The organism is Streptomyces sp. WAC00040 (assembly GCF_056835925.1).
On sequence record NZ_JAKQZE010000001.1, the window covers coordinates 4,141,143 to 4,160,147 of the forward strand.

Annotated in this window: 12 protein-coding genes and 1 pseudogene; 8 read left to right on the forward strand and 5 right to left on the reverse strand. The window is 69.7% G+C overall.

Features of this window, described 5'->3' with window-relative positions:
• Nucleotides 1-175: 175 nt before the first annotated feature.
• Nucleotides 176-2,089 (forward strand): 1-deoxy-D-xylulose-5-phosphate synthase, encoded by a 1,914-nt coding sequence (gene dxs / locus MDN94_RS18985; protein WP_482726923.1) that lies wholly within the window; start codon nt 176-178, stop codon nt 2,087-2,089.
• Nucleotides 2,090-2,286: 197 nt separating this feature from the next.
• Nucleotides 2,287-3,798 (forward strand): amino acid permease, encoded by a 1,512-nt coding sequence (locus MDN94_RS18990; protein WP_482726924.1) that lies wholly within the window; start codon nt 2,287-2,289, stop codon nt 3,796-3,798.
• A 36-nt stretch (nt 3,799-3,834) separates the two neighbouring features.
• On the opposite strand, the gene MDN94_RS18995 is transcribed toward MDN94_RS18990, so the two are convergent.
• The gene (locus MDN94_RS18995; RefSeq protein ID WP_482727113.1) at nt 3,835-4,236 is read right to left on the reverse strand and encodes an NYN domain-containing protein; all 402 of its coding nucleotides are present in this window, start codon (nt 4,234-4,236) and stop codon (nt 3,835-3,837) included.
• Between the two features lie 122 nt (nt 4,237-4,358).
• On the opposite strand from MDN94_RS18995, the gene MDN94_RS19000 reads away from it, so the two are divergent.
• Complete coding sequence (locus tag MDN94_RS19000) at nt 4,359-5,441, forward strand: DUF8189 domain-containing protein (RefSeq protein WP_482726925.1); 1,083 nt, start codon at nt 4,359-4,361, stop codon at nt 5,439-5,441.
• A gap of 168 nt (nt 5,442-5,609) precedes the next feature.
• Here MDN94_RS19000 and MDN94_RS19005 read toward each other — a convergent pair whose 3' ends face one another.
• Nucleotides 5,610-6,665, reverse strand: coding sequence for an LCP family protein (locus tag MDN94_RS19005; protein ID WP_482726926.1), 1,056 nt, complete (start codon nt 6,663-6,665; stop codon nt 5,610-5,612).
• Nucleotides 6,666-6,911: 246 nt separating this feature from the next.
• Here MDN94_RS19005 and MDN94_RS19010 point away from each other — a divergent pair, with 246 nt between their 5' ends.
• The 5 genes from MDN94_RS19010 to MDN94_RS19030 all read left to right on the forward strand — a co-directional run bounded on the left by MDN94_RS19010 (nt 6,912) and on the right by MDN94_RS19030 (nt 15,162).
• Nucleotides 6,912-7,982 carry a DUF8189 domain-containing protein gene (locus MDN94_RS19010; protein WP_482726927.1) on the forward strand — a complete coding sequence of 357 codons (1,071 nt, stop codon included), beginning with the start codon at nt 6,912-6,914 and terminating at the stop codon, nt 7,980-7,982.
• A 167-nt stretch (nt 7,983-8,149) separates the two neighbouring features.
• A complete protein-coding gene (locus tag MDN94_RS19015; RefSeq protein WP_482726928.1) occupies nt 8,150-9,946 on the forward strand; it encodes a stealth family protein in 1,797 nt (598 codons plus the stop codon).
• The gene (locus MDN94_RS19020) at nt 9,943-10,887 is read left to right on the forward strand and encodes a hypothetical protein (RefSeq protein WP_482726929.1); all 945 of its coding nucleotides are present in this window, start codon (nt 9,943-9,945) and stop codon (nt 10,885-10,887) included. Before MDN94_RS19015 ends, MDN94_RS19020 begins: the two co-directional genes overlap by 4 nt.
• 10 nt (nt 10,888-10,897) lie before the next feature.
• A complete protein-coding gene (locus MDN94_RS19025; protein ID WP_482726930.1) occupies nt 10,898-13,762 on the forward strand; it encodes a stealth conserved region 3 domain-containing protein in 2,865 nt (954 codons plus the stop codon).
• An 8-nt stretch (nt 13,763-13,770) separates the two neighbouring features.
• A complete protein-coding gene (locus MDN94_RS19030) occupies nt 13,771-15,162 on the forward strand; it encodes a hypothetical protein (protein WP_482726931.1) in 1,392 nt (463 codons plus the stop codon).
• A 92-nt stretch (nt 15,163-15,254) separates the two neighbouring features.
• Here the strand turns inward: MDN94_RS19030 and MDN94_RS19035 are convergent, their stop codons facing one another.
• From MDN94_RS19035 to MDN94_RS19045, 3 genes and pseudogenes are all read right to left on the reverse strand, one after another.
• Nucleotides 15,255-17,384 (reverse strand): 3-hydroxyacyl-CoA dehydrogenase NAD-binding domain-containing protein, encoded by a 2,130-nt coding sequence (locus tag MDN94_RS19035; RefSeq protein ID WP_482726932.1) that lies wholly within the window; start codon nt 17,382-17,384, stop codon nt 15,255-15,257.
• Nucleotides 17,381-18,607, reverse strand: coding sequence for a thiolase family protein (locus MDN94_RS19040; protein WP_453459305.1), 1,227 nt, complete (start codon nt 18,605-18,607; stop codon nt 17,381-17,383). Before MDN94_RS19040 ends, MDN94_RS19035 begins: the two co-directional genes overlap by 4 nt.
• Before the next feature lie 198 nt (nt 18,608-18,805).
• Nucleotides 18,806-18,997, reverse strand: a pseudogene (locus MDN94_RS19045) (DUF4440 domain-containing protein); the annotation flags it as partial.
• Nucleotides 18,998-19,005 lie beyond the last annotated feature (8 nt).

Genomic DNA, 19,005 nt, shown 5'->3' on the forward strand with positions numbered 1-19,005 from the left:
AGTGCCCGGTGCCGCGCGGCGGTGCCGGGCACTGCTGTGTCACGTCATAGGCGTGACACAGAACGGACCGCCCGATGACCGAGCGCGTGCACGGAACATTAGACTCGGGCAATCGGCAAGGTCGATCAGCCAGAGTCGATCGGCTCGGATGCAGCTCGAATGCAAGGAGGCACGGGTGGCACTGCTTTCCCGTATCAGGGGACCGCGCGACCTGGACCGGCTCGGCCCGGAGCAGTTGGAGCAGCTGGCTGCAGAGATCCGCACCTTCCTGGTGGACGCCGTCTCCAAGACCGGTGGGCACCTCGGACCCAACCTCGGCGTGGTCGAGCTGACCATCGCCCTCCACCGTGTCTTCGAGTCCCCCAAGGACAAGGTCCTCTGGGACACAGGGCACCAGAGCTATGTCCACAAGCTGCTGACCGGCCGCCAGGACTTCTCCAGGCTCAAGATGAAGGGCGGACTGTCGGGCTACCCCTCGCAGGGGGAGTCCGAGCACGATGTCATCGAGAATTCGCACGCCTCCACCGTGCTCGGCTGGGCCGACGGCCTGGCCAAGGCCAACGAGGTCCTGAAGAAGGACGACCACGTCGTGGCCGTCATCGGTGACGGCGCCCTCACGGGAGGCATGGCGTGGGAGGCGCTGAACAACATCGCCGCCGCCAAGGACCGCCCGCTGGTCATCGTCGTCAACGACAACGAGCGCTCGTACGCGCCGACCATCGGCGGCCTCGCCAACCACCTGGCGACCCTGCGCACCACCGACGGCTACGAGCGCTTCCTCGCCCGTGGCAAGGACCTCCTCGAGCGCACCCCCGTCGTCGGCAAGCCGCTTTACGGCACGCTGCACGGCGCCAAGAAGGGCCTCAAGGACTTCATCGCCCCGCAGGGCATGTTCGAGGACCTCGGCCTCAAGTACGTCGGCCCCATCGACGGCCACGACATCGAGGCACTCGAGTCCGCCCTCGCCCGCGCGAAGCGCTTCGGCGGCCCCGTCATCGTGCACTGCCTCACCGAGAAGGGCCGCGGCTACCAGCCCGCCCTGGCGGACGAGGCGGACCGCTTCCACGCCGTCGGCAAGATCCACCCCGACACGGGGCTGCCCATCTCGAGCTCCGGCCTCGACTGGACCTCGGTATTCGGCGAGGAGATGGTCAAGCTCGGCAAGGAGCGCGAGGACATCGTCGCCATCACGGCCGCGATGCTCCAACCCGTCGGCCTCGACCGGTTCGCCAAGGCGTTCCCCGAGCGGGTCTACGACGTCGGCATCGCCGAGCAGCACGGCGCGGTCTCGGCCGCGGGCCTCGCGACCGGCGGTCTGCATCCCGTCTTCGCCGTCTACGCCACCTTCCTCAACCGCGCATTCGACCAGGTCCTGATGGACGTCGCCCTGCACAAGTGTGGCGTGACCTTCGTACTGGACCGGGCCGGCGTCACCGGCACCGACGGCGCCTCGCACAACGGCATGTGGGACATGTCCATCCTTCAGGTCGTCCCCGGCCTGCGGATCGCCGCCCCGCGCGACGCCGACCAGGTCCGCGCCCAGCTGCGCGAGGCCGTCGAGGTCGATGACGCGCCGACCGTGGTCCGCTTCTCCAAGGGCGCGGTCGGGCCGGCCGTCAAGGCCGTGGGCAAGGCCGGCGGCATGGACGTGCTGCGCCGGGCGGAGGCCGACCGGCCCGACGTCCTGCTGGTCTCCGTCGGCGCCCTCGCCCCGATGTGCCTGGAGATCGCCGACCTGCTCGACGCCCAGGGCATCTCGACCACCGTCGTCGACCCCCGTTGGGTCAAGCCCGTCGACGAGGCGCTCGCGCCGCTCGCCGAGCAGCACCGGGTCGTCGTCACCGTCGAGGACAACAGCAGGGTCGGTGGCGTCGGCTCCGCCGTCGCCCAGGCGCTGCGCGACGCGGGAGTGGATGTGCCGCTGCGTGACTTCGGTATCCCGCCCCGCTTCCTCGACCACGCCTCCCGCAACGAGGTCATGGCGGAGATCGGCCTGACCGCACCGGACATCGCCCGTCAGGTCACCGGTCTGGTCTCCAAGCTCGACGGCCGCCTCGACAGCGAGGCGGTCCAGCCCGCCCGCGACTGAGCCGCCGCGGCACGATGCGACAGATCCGTGCACGAACGGGACGGATCGTGTGCACCACGTGCCGACCCGGGGCCGGAGGGTAACCCTGAAAGGGTGGTCCCTTCGGCCCATTCGGCTGAAATCCACCCGTTCCGGCTCTCCGTGGACCACACGCCGTCCCGATCATGGCGAGGACGACAAGTGTGGAGGTAGCAGGGGTGAGCACAGATACTGACCCGTCCGGCGGCAGGCGAGGCGTCTTCCGGACCAAGCCCGTCGAACAGTCGATCCAGGACACCGAAGAGCCGGAGCACGCACTCAAGAAGTCCCTCTCCGCCCTGGACCTCACCGTCTTCGGCGTGGGTGTCATCATCGGCACCGGCATCTTCGTCCTCACCGGCACCGTCGCCAAGAACAACGCCGGCCCGGCGACCGCACTCGCTTTCGTCGCCTCCGGCATCGTCTGTGCCCTGGCCGCACTGTGCTACGCCGAGTTCGCGTCCACCGTCCCTGTGGCCGGCTCCGCCTACACCTTCGCGTACGCCTCGCTCGGCGAACTGCCCGCCTGGATCATCGGCTGGGACCTGGTGCTGGAGTTCGCGCTCGGCACGGCGGTGGTGGCCGTCGGCTGGTCGGGTTATGTGCGTTCGCTGATGGACAACGTGGGGTGGAACCTGCCCGCCGGGCTGCAAGGCCCTGATGTGGAGGGCGGCACCTTCGATCTGCTGGCCTTCGTTCTCATCCTGCTGCTGACGGCGATCCTCGTCGTCGGCATGAAGCTCTCCGCACGCATCACCGCTGTGGTTGTGGCCATCAAGGTCGGCGTGGTGCTGATCGTCATCATCGCGGGCCTGTTCTTCGTCAAGGCCGCCAACTACGACCCCTTCATCCCCGAGAAGCAGGGCCAGATCGAGGGCAGCGGCTGGGACGCGCCCCTGGTGCAGCTGCTGTTCGGCTACGAGCCCACGAACTTCGGCGTGATGGGCATCTTCACCGCCGCGTCCATCGTCTTCTTCGCCTTCATCGGCTTCGACGTCGTGGCCACGGCGGCCGAGGAGACCAAGCTGCCGCAGCGCGACATGCCGCGCGGCATCCTGGGGTCGCTGTTCATCTGCACCGTGCTCTACGTCGCCGTGTCCCTCGTGGTGACCGGCATGCAGCACTACAGCGAACTGTCGATCAGTGCCCCGCTGGCGGACGCTTTCAAGGCCACCGGCCATCCGTTCTTCGCGGGCGTCATCAGCTTCGGCGCGGCGGTCGGCCTGACGACGGTGTGCATGATCCTGCTGCTGGGGCAGACCCGTGTGTTCTTCGCCATGAGCCGCGACGGCCTTCTGCCGCGGTTCTTCTCCAAGACCCACCCGCGGTTCCGCACCCCGTACCGTCCGACCATCCTCCTCGGCGTGATCATCGCCGTCGTCGCCGGCTTCACCAGCATCAACGAGCTGGCCACCCTGGTGAACATCGGCACGCTCTTCGCGTTCGTCGTCGTCGCCATCGGCGTGGTCATCCTGCGCCGCACCCGGCCCGATCTGCCCCGCACGTTCCGTACCCCGCTGGTGCCCTTGGTCCCGATCCTGTCGGTCGCGGCCTCGGTGTGGCTGATGCTCAACCTGCCGGGTGAGACATGGTTCCGGTTCGCCGTCTGGATGGCGATCGGGATCGTCGTGTACGCCCTGTACGGCCGCCGGAACAGCCGTCTCGGCCGCAGCGGTACCGACCTCAGGTAGCCGCCGGACGGGCCCCTGCGGACCCGGACCGGTCCGTCATCCCTCGGACCGGTCCGGGTCCGCCGGCCGTACGGCGCGCGGCCCCACGCACCGCGCGCCGTACGCCTCGACCCGCCGCCGGAGCTCCCGGTCGGCGGTGACGACCACACACAGCCGCCCGGCCGCCGCTGCCACGGTCTCCACGATCAGGTCGTCACCGCTCCCGGCGGCCGGCTCCACCCGGACGCCCGGCACGGATCCGAGCCCTCGGGCGGCACCCTCGACGACGAGCACGATCTCGACGGGCCCGGGCAGCCCGGCGATCCCGGCCGGCGCGTGAGCGACGAGCCGGTCGCGCAGCCGCTCGGCGGCCCCGAGCCGGTCCCGCCACCATCCGTCCGGGACCGAGCCGACGACGTTGGCGCCGTCGACGACCAGAAGTACGGGCAGGGTGTCCATGACGTCAGGGTCGCAGGTGAGCAGGATCGCGGGCACGGGGTACCCGCGGAGATCCCGGGTCCACGGGCTGAAAGAATGAAGGACTGAACAGCCCACTCCCCTTCCGACGCACTGGACTTCCGATGGCAACTGCGCCTGCGACCCCACTCCGAGACCAAGACCGTGCCGCGGCCGCACGGCTCTCGGGCAACTGGCTGACCCTTGGAACGGAAGGCCTTCTCACGGCCTACGCACCTGCCGACGGTGCGGTACTGCGCTGGACCGAGACACCGTCCGGATGGGGCGCCGTGGAGCGGATCGACGTACCCGGGCTGCTCCCCGTGCTGAGCGTCGCACAGGGCGCCGACGGATACGTCCATTTGATCGGCCTGCGCCGGACCGACACCGGCACCGACAAGCAGCACGTGGAACTGGTGCATGCCGTGCAGTTCCAGACGGGTCGGCCGCTGCTCGGCTGGCGGTCGCTCGGGCACTCCAACAAGATCGGGCCCTGGACCGGCGACCCTGCGACCGCGGTCGACGGTGAAGGTCGGCTCTGCGTGTTCACGCGCAATGGAGGCACGGGTGTGAGCCTGCGCATCCAGGGGGCCACCGGCGGCTGGGGCAACTGGCAGGACCTCGGCGACACCGGAACGACCCACCTGGCGGCTGCCACCGATGCCGACGGACGCGTGGAGCTCTTCGTCCCGAACGGGAAGGCGATCCGCTGGTTCACCCAGGAGAAGCCGGGCGCACCCTTCAAGCTGGCGGAGCGGCTGGAGACGAGGGCTGCCGCGCCCGGAGCCTTTTCCGCGATGGCCACGACCTCCGGCACCGTGTCCCTGTTCTTCACGGACGAGGACGGCGTGATCCAGGTATGGGCGCCGAGCCGGGGTATGGCTCCCCGTCCGCTGATGAAGGCCGCGGGCGACGGCCCCCTGGCACTGTCCCGTCTGACGATCGACGGCCACGACTGCACCGTCCTTGCCCAGGAGGCGGACCAGGGGCAGGTCTCCTTCGCCGCCTATCCGGCCGAGGACGAGGAGGCCGGCGGATGGTGGACCCACACGCAGACGGGCGCCGGCCGGACGCCGCTGGCCCTCCAGAAGCGCGGCGGGAGCGGGCTGATCGCCATGGCTCTCTCGGGCACGGGCGAGCCGATCGTCAGCAGGCAGAAGACCGAGGCGGGCGGGTTCGCGCTGGGGAGCTGGAAGCCCCTGCGGTGAGGCTGCCGCTGTCCGCCACTGCGCCCCGCGACAGGCTCGTGGGCGGGGAGGAGGCGACAGAGAGCGGCCGCTGATCCGCCTGCACCCGGGTCGATGTCCGGAGGACGCGGTACGCGGGAAGCCACGGCGCGCGCGAGGCGCGGCCGTGGCTTCCGTGCCGACGGTCCGTCAGCCGCCCGTGGCGGGCGACTTCTTCGCGGATTCCGGGATCTGGGAGTCCTCGCGGATCGCCTTCCACAGCTCTGTCGCCTGGGGTTCGGCGGCCACCACCCGGTTCGGGTCCACCTTGTCGTAGGCGACGGGCAGCATGATCGTGTCCATCGAGGCGGGGTCGACACCGTCCATGCTGCGGGCGAAGTCGGCGAGTTTCGTGAGGGAATCCAGCTCGGAGTCGGTCGTCAGCGACTGGGTCAGCGAATCGGCGATCTTGAACGACTTGGCCGGACTGCCCAGCAGGTCCTGCGACTTGACCTCGCTGAGGAGTGCCATCATGAACTGCTGCTGGAGGCCGATGCGGCCGAGGTCGCTGCCGTCGCCGATGCCGTGCCGGGTCCTGACGAACGCCAGTGACTGCGTGCCGTCGAGCTTGTGGGAGCCGACCGTGAGGTCGAGGCCCGACTCCTTGTCGTGGATGGGCTCCTTCACCTCGACGGTCACGCCGCCTATCGCGTCGACCAGGTCCTTGAAGCCGGAGAAGTCGATCTCCATGTAGTGGTCGATCCGGACGCCGGACATCTTCTCCACTGTGTTGATCACACAGGCAGGACCGGCGCTGGTGTAGACGGAGTTGAACATCACGCGCTCCGCGGCCGGGAGCTTGGAGCCGTCCTTCTTGGTGCACTCGGGCCGGCTCACCAGGGTGTCGCGCGGAATGCTGACCGCGACGGCCTGCTGCCGGCCCTCGGGTATGTGGACGACCATCGCCGTGTCGGAACGCGCGGTGCCACCCACGTCGCCGCCCGCCAGGTCCTTGTTGTCGCCCGAGCGCGAGTCGGAGCCGAGCACGAGGATGTCCCGGGCGCCGGTGGCGAGTTTTTCCGGCCGCTCGCCGTTGACGGCGTCATCGATGTCGATCGACTCGATGTTGCTGTCGAGGCGGGTGTACAGCCAGTATCCGGTTCCGGCCGCCGCGAGGACGAGTACCAGCAGCGTCCCTAGAACGATCCGGAGCACGGGTCGCTTCCGGGATCGGCCACGTTTCTTGCGGCCGCCTTCGTCAGTCATCGTCGTCCAACCTTCGTGCTGAGCCCGTCCGGGCATGTGTCATCGCGTCGCCGTGATGGCCGTTCATGGGGGAGGCTGCTGTCGCGAAGGCGCACGATCGGGCCGGTGGGGACGGCATTCGATTTCCGAGGTGCGTACCCAGAGCAGGGCAGCGGCGGAAGTGATCGTACAGTGAACAGACTATGGTGATCCAACGATCAACGGGTGAATGAAATCCGACCGGTCCTTTCTACGCACTGGATTGACATGGCTACTGCACGCACCCGCCCGTCCCGCGAGGGCGGCACGCTCGGTGCCTCTCTTCTGACGGGTTCGTGGCTGACCTGCGGAAAAGAAGGGCTGTTCAGTGCCTACGCACCGGCCGAGGGTGCGGTGCTGCGCTGGACCGAAGGCCGCTCGGGGTGGTCGGAGCCGGACCGGCTGGCCCATGACGGGCTGACCGCCGACCTGACGGTCGCTCAGGGTGTGGATCGATATGTCCATCTCGTAGCCATTCGTCGTACCGGCGCGGGCGACGAGGTGGAGTTGACGCACGCCGTGCAGTTCCAGACCGGACGGCCGGTGCTGGGGTGGACGTCGCTGGGGCATCCGAACAGGACCGGTCCGTGGACGGGGCATCCCGCCGCGGCCGTCGACGCCGACGGCCGGCTCTGTGTCTTCGTGCGCAACGGCGGCGGCGGTGTGAGCTGCCGGGTGCAGAGCAGTCACGGCTGGCGCGGCTGGCAGGACCTCGGTGGCGCGAGGACCGGCGATTTTCTGGCCGCGGCGACCGACGGCGCGGGCCGGGTGCAGCTCTTCGTGCCGGGAGCGCGCGCGATCCGCTGGTTCACGCAGGAGGAGGACGGCGGCAAGTTCGTCCTGAGCGGTCAACTCGACGCCGTCGCGTCGCCGGGCGCGTTCACCACCCTCGCGACCAGCTCCGGCTCCGTCTCGCTGTACTTCCTCGACGGCCGGGGAGTCGTCAACGTCTGGGCCCCGGGGCGTTCGCCCTACGCGCACCCGCTCGTGCAGGCCGTCGGCGCCGGGCCGCTGGTGGCGACCCGCGCCGTGATCGGCGGATACGACTGCACGGTCCTGGCGCAGGAGTCGGGTCCGGGGCGGGTCTCCTTCACGGCCCATCCCACCGAGCAGGAATCGGCGGGCGCGTGGTGGTCGGAGACCGACACCGGGGCGCCTTCCGTGGTGCCGGCCGTGTGTACGGGAACCGACGGCCGCATGGTCGCGGCCGCACTGGCGGATCGGCATCAGTTGTGGCTTACCCGACAGAAGGTGTCGGATGAAGGTTTTCTGCTGGACAAATGGCGCAAGAAAATGTGAAGATCCTGCGCGTGATCGATCACTTCAGAGTGAGGTGATCGGTTTCTCTGTCGATCTTGGGTGTGCGTCTCATGGGGGGGCCGTGACGACCGCGCCGGGCCGTCAATCTGCAGCAGCGCCGCTGGCAGAAACGCGGCGTGCCTTGTCTGGGATGGTGCGGTAGTTCAGTGGTCAGCCTCGATAACCCCGAGGCCAGTGCGCTTGTGTCGACTTATCGATCTCTCGTGCCGGTCCGTGCGCGCAGGAAGATTGTCCGGCGGGTCCCGCAGCCACTGCGTAACGCGGTCATGGCCGCGCTGGCGCTCGCCGACGCCGTGCGAACCGCCACGGTCGTCTGGATGCTCGGCGGGCGCCGCAAGCCTGCCCGCCACAGCGCCGCAGCGATGCTCAAGGTCGTGAAGGTGGGCGGCAGGCACGCCCGCGCCACCCTTGTGCCCGGAGCGACCGCGTGGGCCGCGCGGGCGCGGAACCTGCACATCGTCGTCGCCGCCCTCGAGGCCGCGGACATCGACTACTTCTGCGTCCGCGGCGTGTCCGGCCCCCTTCCCTGCGTGGCCGTGCCCTCCGGTTCCAGAGGTGACGTGGAGGAAGTGCTGCGGCTCGTGTTCGGACGCAACCCCGGTTACGTCGGTACCACCGCCGCCCGGATGCACCCGGGCGCCTCCGCGAAAACCTGGCGCCGGCTGACGTCGCAGAAGGTCCTGCGCCTGGCCTGGTACGTGTGCGACCCGACCGGCGAACTCGTCTTCGGTGGGGAGTCCGGCTGTGACCTCGAGTTCTGGACGGAGTCCGACGGCCGGCTCGTCGCCCCGCGACCCAACCGCGTGGTGACGGAGGTGCCGGCGGCCCGGGAGACAGGGTGGGCTCCTCAGACGCTGTTCAGCACCGTCCCGCCCGCCTACACGACCGGCTACGCCCGTACGCTGCCCGAGTTCGCGGCACCACTCCCCGAGGACCACCTCTTCCCGATCGACGTCGTCTACACGTGGGTCGACGGCGACGACCCGAAGTGGCGTGCCGTCAGGGACGCGGTCCGCGACGGGAAGACCGCGGCCGACGCGCAGCCCCTGCACGAGCAGGCCGCCAACGACTCCCGCTACACCAGCCGCGACGAACTCCTCTTCTCCCTTCGCGCCCTCCACCAGTACGCCCCGTGGGTACGCCGGATCCACCTCGTCACCGCGGGCCAGGTGCCGCGGTGGCTGAACACCGACCACCCAGGACTGCGGGTCGTGGACCACCGTGAGATCTTCTCGGACCCGGACGCGCTGCCGACCTTCAACTCGCACGCGATCGAGAGCCAACTGCACCACATACCGGACCTCGCCGAGCACTTCCTGTACCTGAACGACGACGTCTTCTTCGGCCGTCCCGTCCGGCCCGGGCAGTTCTTCCACCCCAACGGACTGACCAAGTTCTTCATGTCCAAGGCGCTGATCCCCTCGGGCAGCGCGGGCCCCGACGACCTGCCGGTCAACGCGGCCGGCAAGAACAGCAGAGGTCTGATCGCCCAGCAGTTCGGCACGGTCATCTCACAGAAGATGAAGCACACCCCGCACGCCCTGCGGCGCAGCGTCCTCGACGAGATCGAGCAGGTCTACGCCCAGGCGCACCGGGTCACCCAGCACTCCCGCTTCCGCTCACCGCACGATGTGCCCATCGCCTCGTCGCTGCACCACTACTACGCGTACCACTCCGCCCGGGCGACCGTCGGCGACATCCGGTACGTCTACATCGACCTCGCGGACAAGCTCGCCCAGCGGCGTCTGAACTCGCTGCTGGCGAAGCGGGACTTCGACACCTTCTGCATCAACGACACCGTCGTGGCCGACGATCCCGATGCCCAGGCGCGCATGATCGACACGTTCCTGAACACGTACTTCCCCGTTCCCAGCCCGTACGAGCAGGCCGGCGTCGACGCGCTCGAGGCCCCGCGTACCGGCGGCCTGGGGCTGAGCGCATGAGCCGTCTTCGCAGGCGCCTGGGCGCCGTGCGCCGTGGCGTCCGTGCCCGCTTCGGCGCCGTCCGCCTGAGGGTGATGACCCGCTTCTTCCTGCCCCGGCGGGAGAGCAGCACCGCTGTGCTGCGCTACGCGGCACTCCTCGACGGCCAGACACTCAACCTCCACGCCGTGCTGCCGGCGTCCCTCGGGGCGGCGGACAGCGCTGAGATCCTCGTCCGACGCCGGGGCATCCGCCACCGGGTGCCCGCGACGGTGTACGAGAGCGGAGGCCGTCTGCTGATGGACGCGGCCGTCCTCTTCGGGGAGCAGGCCGGCGGGCTGCCGGTCGGGCGCGGACGCTGGAAGCTGCGGCTGCGGGTCGCTGCCGGGAACAGGTCGCGCCGGCTGCCCCTGCTGCTCCGTGAGCTTCCCGCTCCCACCGGCGGCCCGACCGGGGCGATGAGCGTCTCGCCGGTCACCGCCGACCGCTACCGCGTGGGCCGCACCGTGCGCGGCGACGCGCGGGTCGTGTGCAGCGAGGCCAGACCGGCGGCCGAGGTCGCGAACGTCCACACGGCGCACTCCGGGGTCGAGTTGGACCTCTACCTCTACGGCGTGCGTGCCGACAGCCCGGTGGCCGAGTTCGTCGCCGCCGGACAGAGCATCGAGCGGCCCCTGTTCCAGACGGTCCCGGGACTGTGGCGGGTTTTGGTGCCGCTGTCAGAGATGGTCCCCGACAGCGGCCGGCGTGTGCACTGGGATGTCATGGTGCACCCCGGGGGCCGCAGGAGTCCGCTGCGGCTGGCCAGGCGACTGCACGACGTGCGCGACCCCGGCAAGGTGTTCGGCATGCGCAAGGTCACGGTCGCTCCGCAGCGGGAGCGGCTGATGGTGGTCGAGCCCCGCTACACGCCGGCGGGCAACTTCCGGCTCACCTGCAGCCGCGAGGCAGAGGGCAAGTAGAGGGTTCTTTATGAAGATCGCGTTCCTGCTGGCGCGTGCGGATGTCATGAGCGATGCCGAACGCGCCGTGTTCCAGCATGCGTCCCTGCTCGCCGACCGCCACGAGGTTCGTGTCGTCAGCGTCTTCAAGGCGCGGCGCAGGCGTTTCGTGTCCCCGGACGAGCGGATCGCCGTCCAGTTCCTCGTCGAGGCGGCGGACGCGGTCCACCAGGCCGTACGCCGCTCCGGACCGGACGCCGCGACCGGGGCGGCGCTGGCCGCCATGCCCAGCGAGATCGTCGAGCGGCGCTGGGACGGCCTGTACCACCGGCTCGCCGACATCGAACTGGAGTACTTCCTCCAGGACATCGACGCGGACGTCGTCGTCCCCACCTCTCCGGCGCTGCTCGCCTACGTGGCCCGGTTCGCGCCGTCGCGCGTGCTCACCGTCCACCATGAGCAGCGAGCCGTGGAGAGCGGGGGAGTGGAGCGGGAGCCGCTGGCCCTGTACGGCGCACGGTGCGACGCCCTCACCTTCTCCGGCGCGCGCTCGGAGCAGTGGTTCGCCGACACCTTCGGCCCCGGTGCGGCCAGGCTGACGCACCTCCCGCCGGGCCTGCCCGAGGGCTTTCGGCCGCGCTCCACCCTGGAGACGCGCATGGTGACCATGGCTTCCCGGCTGGAGAAGGCGTCCCGGACGGGCGACGTGCTCGGCGCGTGGGCCAAGGTCAGCGGCCTCCACCCCACCTGGACGCTGCGCATCCTCGGTGACGGGCCGAACGGCAGGGCCCTGCGGCAGCGCCGGGACCAGCTGGGTCTCCAGAGCAGTGTGCAGTTCATCGGCGAGGCGCCCCACCTGGCGGAGGAGTGGGCGAAGGCCAGCATCGCGGTGAGCATCGCCGACGAGGACGCCGTCGGTCTCTCCCTCATGGAGGCGCAGGCAGCGGGGGTCCCGGTCATCGCCTACGACGCGCCGGGCGTCACCCGCGATGTCGTGATGGAGGGCCAGAGCGGCCTGCTGGTGACCCCGGGGGATGTCGAGGCCCTCGCGTCGGTCCTGACCGCGGTGATCGAGCAGCAGGAGATGCGCCACTCGATGGGCCGGTCGGCCGCCGCGTACGCCGCCAGGTTCCGGCCCACGGGCGGTTGGGAGACGCTGCTCGCCGCGCTGCGGGCCGATCTGTCCTCCGGCCGCCGCGAGTTGATGAAGGCGGAGCGTGTGGCGGCGTACGCCCTGCACTGTGGAGTCGACGGCAAGGGCCGGCCCGCCGCCGCCGCGCCGCCGAGCACCCGGCACTCCCGCCGTCTCGCGAACGCGGAGCAGCGCGTCCTACAGGGCGCGACGGGGCTCGTGAGGGACGGGGGACAGATCTGCCGGGTCGCCGACGCCGAGACGCCGTTCGACGTGATGCAGGCCAACCTGGCCCTGGCGGCGAACGCCCTCGAGCAGGGCGGAATCCCGTACTTCGTGACGCGGACGTCCAAGATCAGGCACAGCATCGCCGTCTTCGTGGGCCAGAGGGAGGCGGCGCTCAAGGCCCTCGCCGACAGCTGCCAGGGCCAGGCCGTGTACATGGCCCTGCTCAACGACTCCGACGCCGCGATGACGACGACGCTGGCCTCGTTGGCCACCGATCATGTGAACATGCCCTGCGCCGGCGTGCGGGTCTACCAGAATGTGGTCACTCCTGCGCGCACCCTGCGGCTCGGGGCGGCGTACGGGTGCACGATCTCCTTCTGGGAGGAGGACCCGGAGGAGCCCGACTACATCACCTCACCGCTGCGCACCCTGATCGGCTCCCGGATTCCCAGGGAGGCGTTGACCCGGGTCCCCACGGTTTTGGGCGGACGCCGGTACCCGACGATCACCCCGTTCGAGCAGACCCTGCACCACGACGTCGCCTTCCCCATCGACGCCGTCTACACCTGGGTCGACGGGTCGGACGTCGACTGGCTGGAGCGGAAGAACGCGGTGCTCGCCGCGAAGGGCATGGACACGGAGGACGCGGCGGCCAGCGCCGCCCGTTTCCGCAACCGCGACGAGCTGCGTTACTCCCTGCGGTCACTGGACATGTACGCGCCGTGGATTCGCAAGATCTACATCGTGACGGACCGCCAGGTGCCGGCCTGGCTCGACGCGGACCATCCGCGGGTGCGGGTGGTCGACCACACCGAGATATTCGGCGACGACGGCGTGCTGCCCACGTACAACTCGCACGCCATCGAGAGCCGGATGCACCACATCGATGATCTCTCCGAGCAGTTCCTGTATTTCAACGACGACGTCTTCGTGGCCAAGCCGATCCAGCCGAGCCTCTTCTTCCTCGGTAACGGACAGTCGAAGCACTTCATGTCGTCGAACGCCATCCCGATGAACCCGGTCCGGCTCACCGACGAGTACAGCCGCAGCGCCGCGAAGAACAACAGGGAACTCATCTCCTGGGCGTTCGGGCGTCTTCTCGTCAATTCGTTCATCCACGCGCCGCACCCGCTGCGGCGCAGCGTGATGTACGACCTCGAACGCACCTTCCCCGACCATCTGCGGGCCACGGCCGCGAGCCAGCTGAGGGACCGCTCCGACGTGTCGGTCGCCTCGTCGCTGCACCACTACTTCGGCTACTACACCGAACGCAGCGTGCCAGGCAGTATCTCCAGCGGCTTCGTGAACGTCGGTATCAGCGAGCAGGTCAAGAAGCTCAACCACCTGCTCTCGGCGCGCTCCAACGACGTGTTCTGTCTGAACGACTTCCACGACGGCGACGTCTCGGAGGACGAACAGGACGCGACGCTCGCCGCCTTCCTTCCCAGCTATTTCCCGATCGCCAGCCAGTTCGAGGCGGGATCGGCGCGCAACCGACTCTTCCATGCCGGCCAACTTCCCGGCTGGCCTCTGTAAGGAACAGTGTGAACAAGTTCTGCATCCTGGGCAATTCCGTCGCGACCTCACGTCGCCCGGAAGAATCCCCCATGGCCGGCTGGGGCCAGTACGTCCAGGAATTCCTGGGCCCCGGGTACGAGGTCAAGAACTACGCCCGTGACGCTATGACGCTGCGGGCCTACTTCACCGGCCGGTTCGTGAAACTCCTGAACCTGCTCGAGCCCGGCGACTTCGTGGCCATCGACTTCGGCGCCGTGGAGCAGCGCCTCAATGTGGCGCTCCGCTTCCACGGCCCCCGCGAGTTCAAGGAGTACCTGAAGCTCTACGTGGAGGCCATCCGCGGCGAGGGCGCGATTCCGCTCGTGCTCACCCCGGCCGCGCGCTGCGTCTTCGACGTGCACGGCAACGTGGTGGACACCCACGGCGGTTATCCGCAGTACGCACGGGAGGCCGCCGCGGAGGCCGGAGCCGCGCTCATCGACATGAACCTGATCACGACCCGGATGCTCCAGCGGCTCGGCTGCTCCCGGGCGCGCGGCCTGTTCCGATGGGAGGACGCCGGCGCGCACCCGAACCACCCCGAAGGCATCATCGACTCGGCGCACTTCAACGACCTGGGCGCACGCGAAGTGGCGAGGCTGTTCGCCGAGGCGCTCCAGGACACCCCCGGTATCGCCCCCGGAGTGGTGGACCTGGCGCGTCTGGCGCCCGGCCACTACCCGCCGTTGCTGCCCGAGTTCACCGTCCAGAACCCGGAGGCGGCTCTCGCGGAGCAGCACCGCGTCGGCGCGCCGCCCATCGTCTCCTCGCCGGTGCACGGGCGGATGGTCAGCGCCTACCCGAAGTTCACGGGACAGGCCGACCCCGGCACCTCGTACCTCCTGTTCTTCAACGGCGCGGGCGAGTATGTCGGCGGCACCTCGGTCAACGCCGAGGGTGGGTGGCTGTGGCGGCGGGTTGTCGGCTGGCCTGCGGGTGAGCACGTGTTGCAGGCCGTCGGGCTCCTTGACCACGGCATGTCGCCGGTGTCCGCCGTCGGCTTCGTCGTCCGCGACCAGGTGGAGGCGCCGGTCGTCCTCGGTCCGAAGGACGGCGTGTGGAGCGGCCCCCGGCCGAGGTTCTCCGGCACAGCGGCCGAGGGCGTGAGCAAGGTCGTCGTCCTGGAGAGCGGACGGCTGATCGCCGAGGCTCCCGTCAAGGAGGACGGCACTTGGAGCCTGAGGCACCCGCACGACTGGGAACCGGGCGTCCACCACCTCGAGTTCGTCTCCGTCTTCAGCGCACTGCGCTCCGACCCGACCGGGCTGACCCTCAAGGTCCACGGCATCCCTCGGGACAACTGGCTGAGCGGGTCCGCGCGGGCCCGCCGCACCTGCGGGAGCGCGTGCGAGCACCTTCCGCACCAACCCGCCTGGTGAACGCCCGCCGGTGAGCCCCCGGGCCACGGACCCGGGAACGCCACCGCCCCGGCACCGCGTCAGCGGCGCCGGGGCGGAGGACTGTGTGCGCGTTACGCCGGCACGCTCGCCACGCCCGGAGCCAGGAACGGCTTGCCGTTCACCCGCTGGGAGACACCCTCGCGGTCCAGGTACGGCGTGATGCCGCCCAGGTGGAAGGGCCAGCCGGCGCCCGTGATCAGGCAGAGGTCGATGTCCTGGGCCTCGGCCACGACACCCTCCTCGAGCATCAGGCCGATCTCCTGCGCGACGGCGTCCAGGACGCGGTCGCGGACCTGCTCCTCCGTCAGGACGGTGTCGCCCTGCTTGAGGAGCGCGGCGACCTCCGGGTCCAGCTCCGGCTTCCCGGAGTCGTAGACGTAGAAGCCGCGCTTGCCGGCCTTGACGACCGCGGCCAGGTTCTCGGAGACCTTGAAGCGCTCCGGGAAGGCGCGGTTCAGGGTCTCGGAGACGTGGAGGCCGATCGCCGGGCCGACGAGCTCCAGCAGGACCAGTGGCGACATCGGCAGGCCGAGCGGCTCGATGGCCTTCTCGGCGGTGGCCACCGGGGTGCCCTCGTCGATGACGTTCTGGATCTCGCCCATGAAGCGGGTCAGGATGCGGTTCACGACGAACGCCGGGGCGTCCTTGGTGAGCACCGCGGTCTTCTTCAGCTTCTTAGCGACACCGAACGCGGTGGCCAGCGAAGCGTCGTCCGTCTTCTCACCGCGGACGATCTCCAGCAGCGGCAGCACCGCGACCGGGTTGAAGAAGTGGAAGCCGACGACCCGCTCGGGGTGCTTCAGCTGCGACGCCATCTCGGAGACCGACAGCGAGGAGGTGTTGGTGGCGAGGATCGCGTGCGCCGGGGCGACCGCCTCGACCTCCGCGAACACCTTCTGCTTGACGCTCATCTCCTCGAACACGGCCTCGATGACGAAGTCCGCGTCCGCGAAGCCCTCGGCCTTGTCGAGCACACCCGTCACCAGGGCCTTGAGGCGGTTGGCCTTGTCCTGGTTGATGCGGCCCTTGCCGAGCAGCTTCTCGATCTCGGCGTGGACATAGCCGACGCCCTTGTCGATGCGCTCCTGGTCGATGTCGGTCAGCACGACCGGTACCTCGAGGCGACGCAGGAACAGCAGCGCCAGCTGCGAGGCCATCAGACCGGCGCCGACGACGCCGACCTTGGTGACCGGGCGGGCCAGGCTCTTGTCCGGCGCGCCGGCCGGGCGCTTGCCGCGCTTCTGGACCAGGTTGAAGGCGTAGATGCCGGAGCGCAGTTCGCCGCCCATGATGAGGTCGGCCAAGGCCTGGTCCTCGGCGTCGAAGCCCTTCTGCAGGTCGCCGTCCTTGGACGCCTCGATGATGTCGAGGGCGCGGTAAGCGGCCGGGGCCGCGCCGTGCACCTTGGAGTCGGCGACGAACCGGCCCTTGGCGACGGCCTGGTCCCAGGCCTCGCCGCGGTCGATCGCGGGACGATCCACGGCGATCTCGCCCTTGAGGACGGACGCCGTCCAGGCGAGGGACTGCTCCAGGAAGTCCGCGCCTTCGAAGATCGCGTCGGCGATGCCGAGTTCGAAGACCTGGGCGCCCTTGAGCTGCTTGTTCTGGCTGAGCGAGTTCTCGATGATGACCGAGACCGCGCGCTCGGCGCCGATCAGGTTCGGCAGGATCGTGCAGCCGCCCCAGCCGGGGACGAGACCGAGGAAGACCTCGGGCAGAGAGAAGGCCGGGATCGCCTTGGAGACGGTGCGGTACGAGCAGTGCAGACCGACCTCGACGCCGCCGCCCATGGCGGCGCCGTTGTAGTACGCGAAGGTCGGGACCGCGAGGGCGGAGAGACGCTTGAAGACGTCGTGGCCGCCCTTGCCGATGGCGAGCGCGTCGGAGTGCTCCTTGAGCAGCTCCACGCCCTTGAGGTCCGCGCCGACGGCGAAGATGAACGGCTTGCCGGTGACGCCGACGCCCACGATGTCGCCGTTCGCCGCCTCCGCCTCGACCTGGTCGATCGCGGTGTTCAGATTCGAGAGCGACTGCGGGCCGAAGGTGGTCGGCTTGGTGTGGTCCAGGCCGTTGTCCAGCGTGATGAGGGCGAAGCGCCCGGCGCCGGCGGGGAGGTCGAGGTGGCGTACGTGCGCCTGCGTGACGACCTCGTCGGGGAACAGCTCGGCCGCGCCCTTCAGAAGTTCAGCGGTGGTGGTCACTTGTCGCCTCCGGCGTCCTTGTGGTGCGGGTTCTCCCAGATGACCGTGGCGCCCATGCCGAAGCCGACGCACATCGTGGTGAGGCCGTAGCGGACCTCCGGCTGCTCCTCGAACTGACGGGCCAGCTGCGTCATCAGACGCACACCGGAGGAGGCCAGCGGGTGGCCGTACGCGATCGCGCCGCCGTACTGGTTGACGCGCGCGTCGTCGTCGGCGATGCCGTAGTGCTCGAGGAACGCCAGCACCTGGACGGCGAAGGCCTCGTTGATCTCGAAGAGGTTGATGTCCTCGATCGACAGGCCGGCCTTGGCGAGGGCCTTCTCGGTCGCGGGGATCGGGCCGTAGCCCATGACCTCCGGCTCGACACCGGCGAAGGCGTACGAGACGAGACGCATCTTGACCGGGAGGTTGTTCTCGCGGGCGAACTCCTCGGACGCGATGATCGAGGCGGTGGCGCCGTCGTTCAGGCCCGCGGCGTTGCCGGCGGTGACGCGGCCGTGGACGCGGAACGGCGTCTTCAGGCCCGCGAGCGACTCGAGCGTGGTGCCCGGGCGCATCGGCTCGTCGGCGGTGACGAGGCCCCAGCCGGTCTCGCCGGCCTCGGGGTTGGTGCGGCGGACGGAGACCGGCACCAGGTCCTGCTGGATCTTGCCGTTGGCGTACGCCTTGGCGGCCTTCTCCTGCGAACGCACGGCGTACTCGTCGGCGCGCTGCTTGGTGATCTGCGGGTACCGGTCGTGCAGGTTCTCCGCGGTCATGCCCATGAAGAGGGCGGACTCGTCCACGAGCTTCTCGCTGACGAAGCGCGGGTTCGGGTCGACGCCCTCGCCCATGGGGTGGCGGCCCATGTGCTCGACACCACCGGCGATGACGGCGTCGTACGCGCCGAACGCGATGGAACCGGCGACGCTCGTCACGGCGGTGAGCGCACCGGCGCACATCCGGTCGATGGAGTAGCCGGGCACGGACTGCGGCAGCCCGGCGAGGATGCCGGCGGTACGGCCGAGAGTCAGACCCTGGTCACCGATCTGCGTGGTCGCGGCGATGGCGACCTCGTCGATCTTCGCGGGGTCGAGGGCCGGGTTGCGGCGCAGCAGCTCCCGGATGGCCTTCACGACGAGATCGTCGGCGCGGGTCTCGTGGTAGATGCCCTTCGGGCCCGCCTTGCCGAACGGGGTGCGGACGCCGTCGACGAAGACGACGTCCCTGACGGTACGAGGCACGATGGCTCTCCTCCAGGGTGCGGGGTTGCACTGCTGCGGGCGCACGCTGAGCGTGCGCTTGCTCGCCCCATGCTACTTGTGGGTAACCAGGCTGCCCACCCCCTGGGGCGGGAGCGGCGAAGGTCACACGTCGCAGGCGGCTGCGCGGAGCCCTTCCCCGTCCCGGTCAGGCGTGAAACGCGCCGTCCCGGCGGTCCCTCAGTGGGTCGGGGTCACGAACTCCGGCTGGTCCAGCACCCGCAGCCAGCTCCCGTCCGGCTGGCGGCGGGCGACCTGCGCGCGGGCCCCGGCACCGTCCGACGGCGGGGTGGAGGTCAGTGCGAGATCTCCGCTGATCAGTGTGGGCAGCGGCGCCTCGGGACGGAACGTGGGCGCGTCCGCCAGCACCTTCCGCCGCA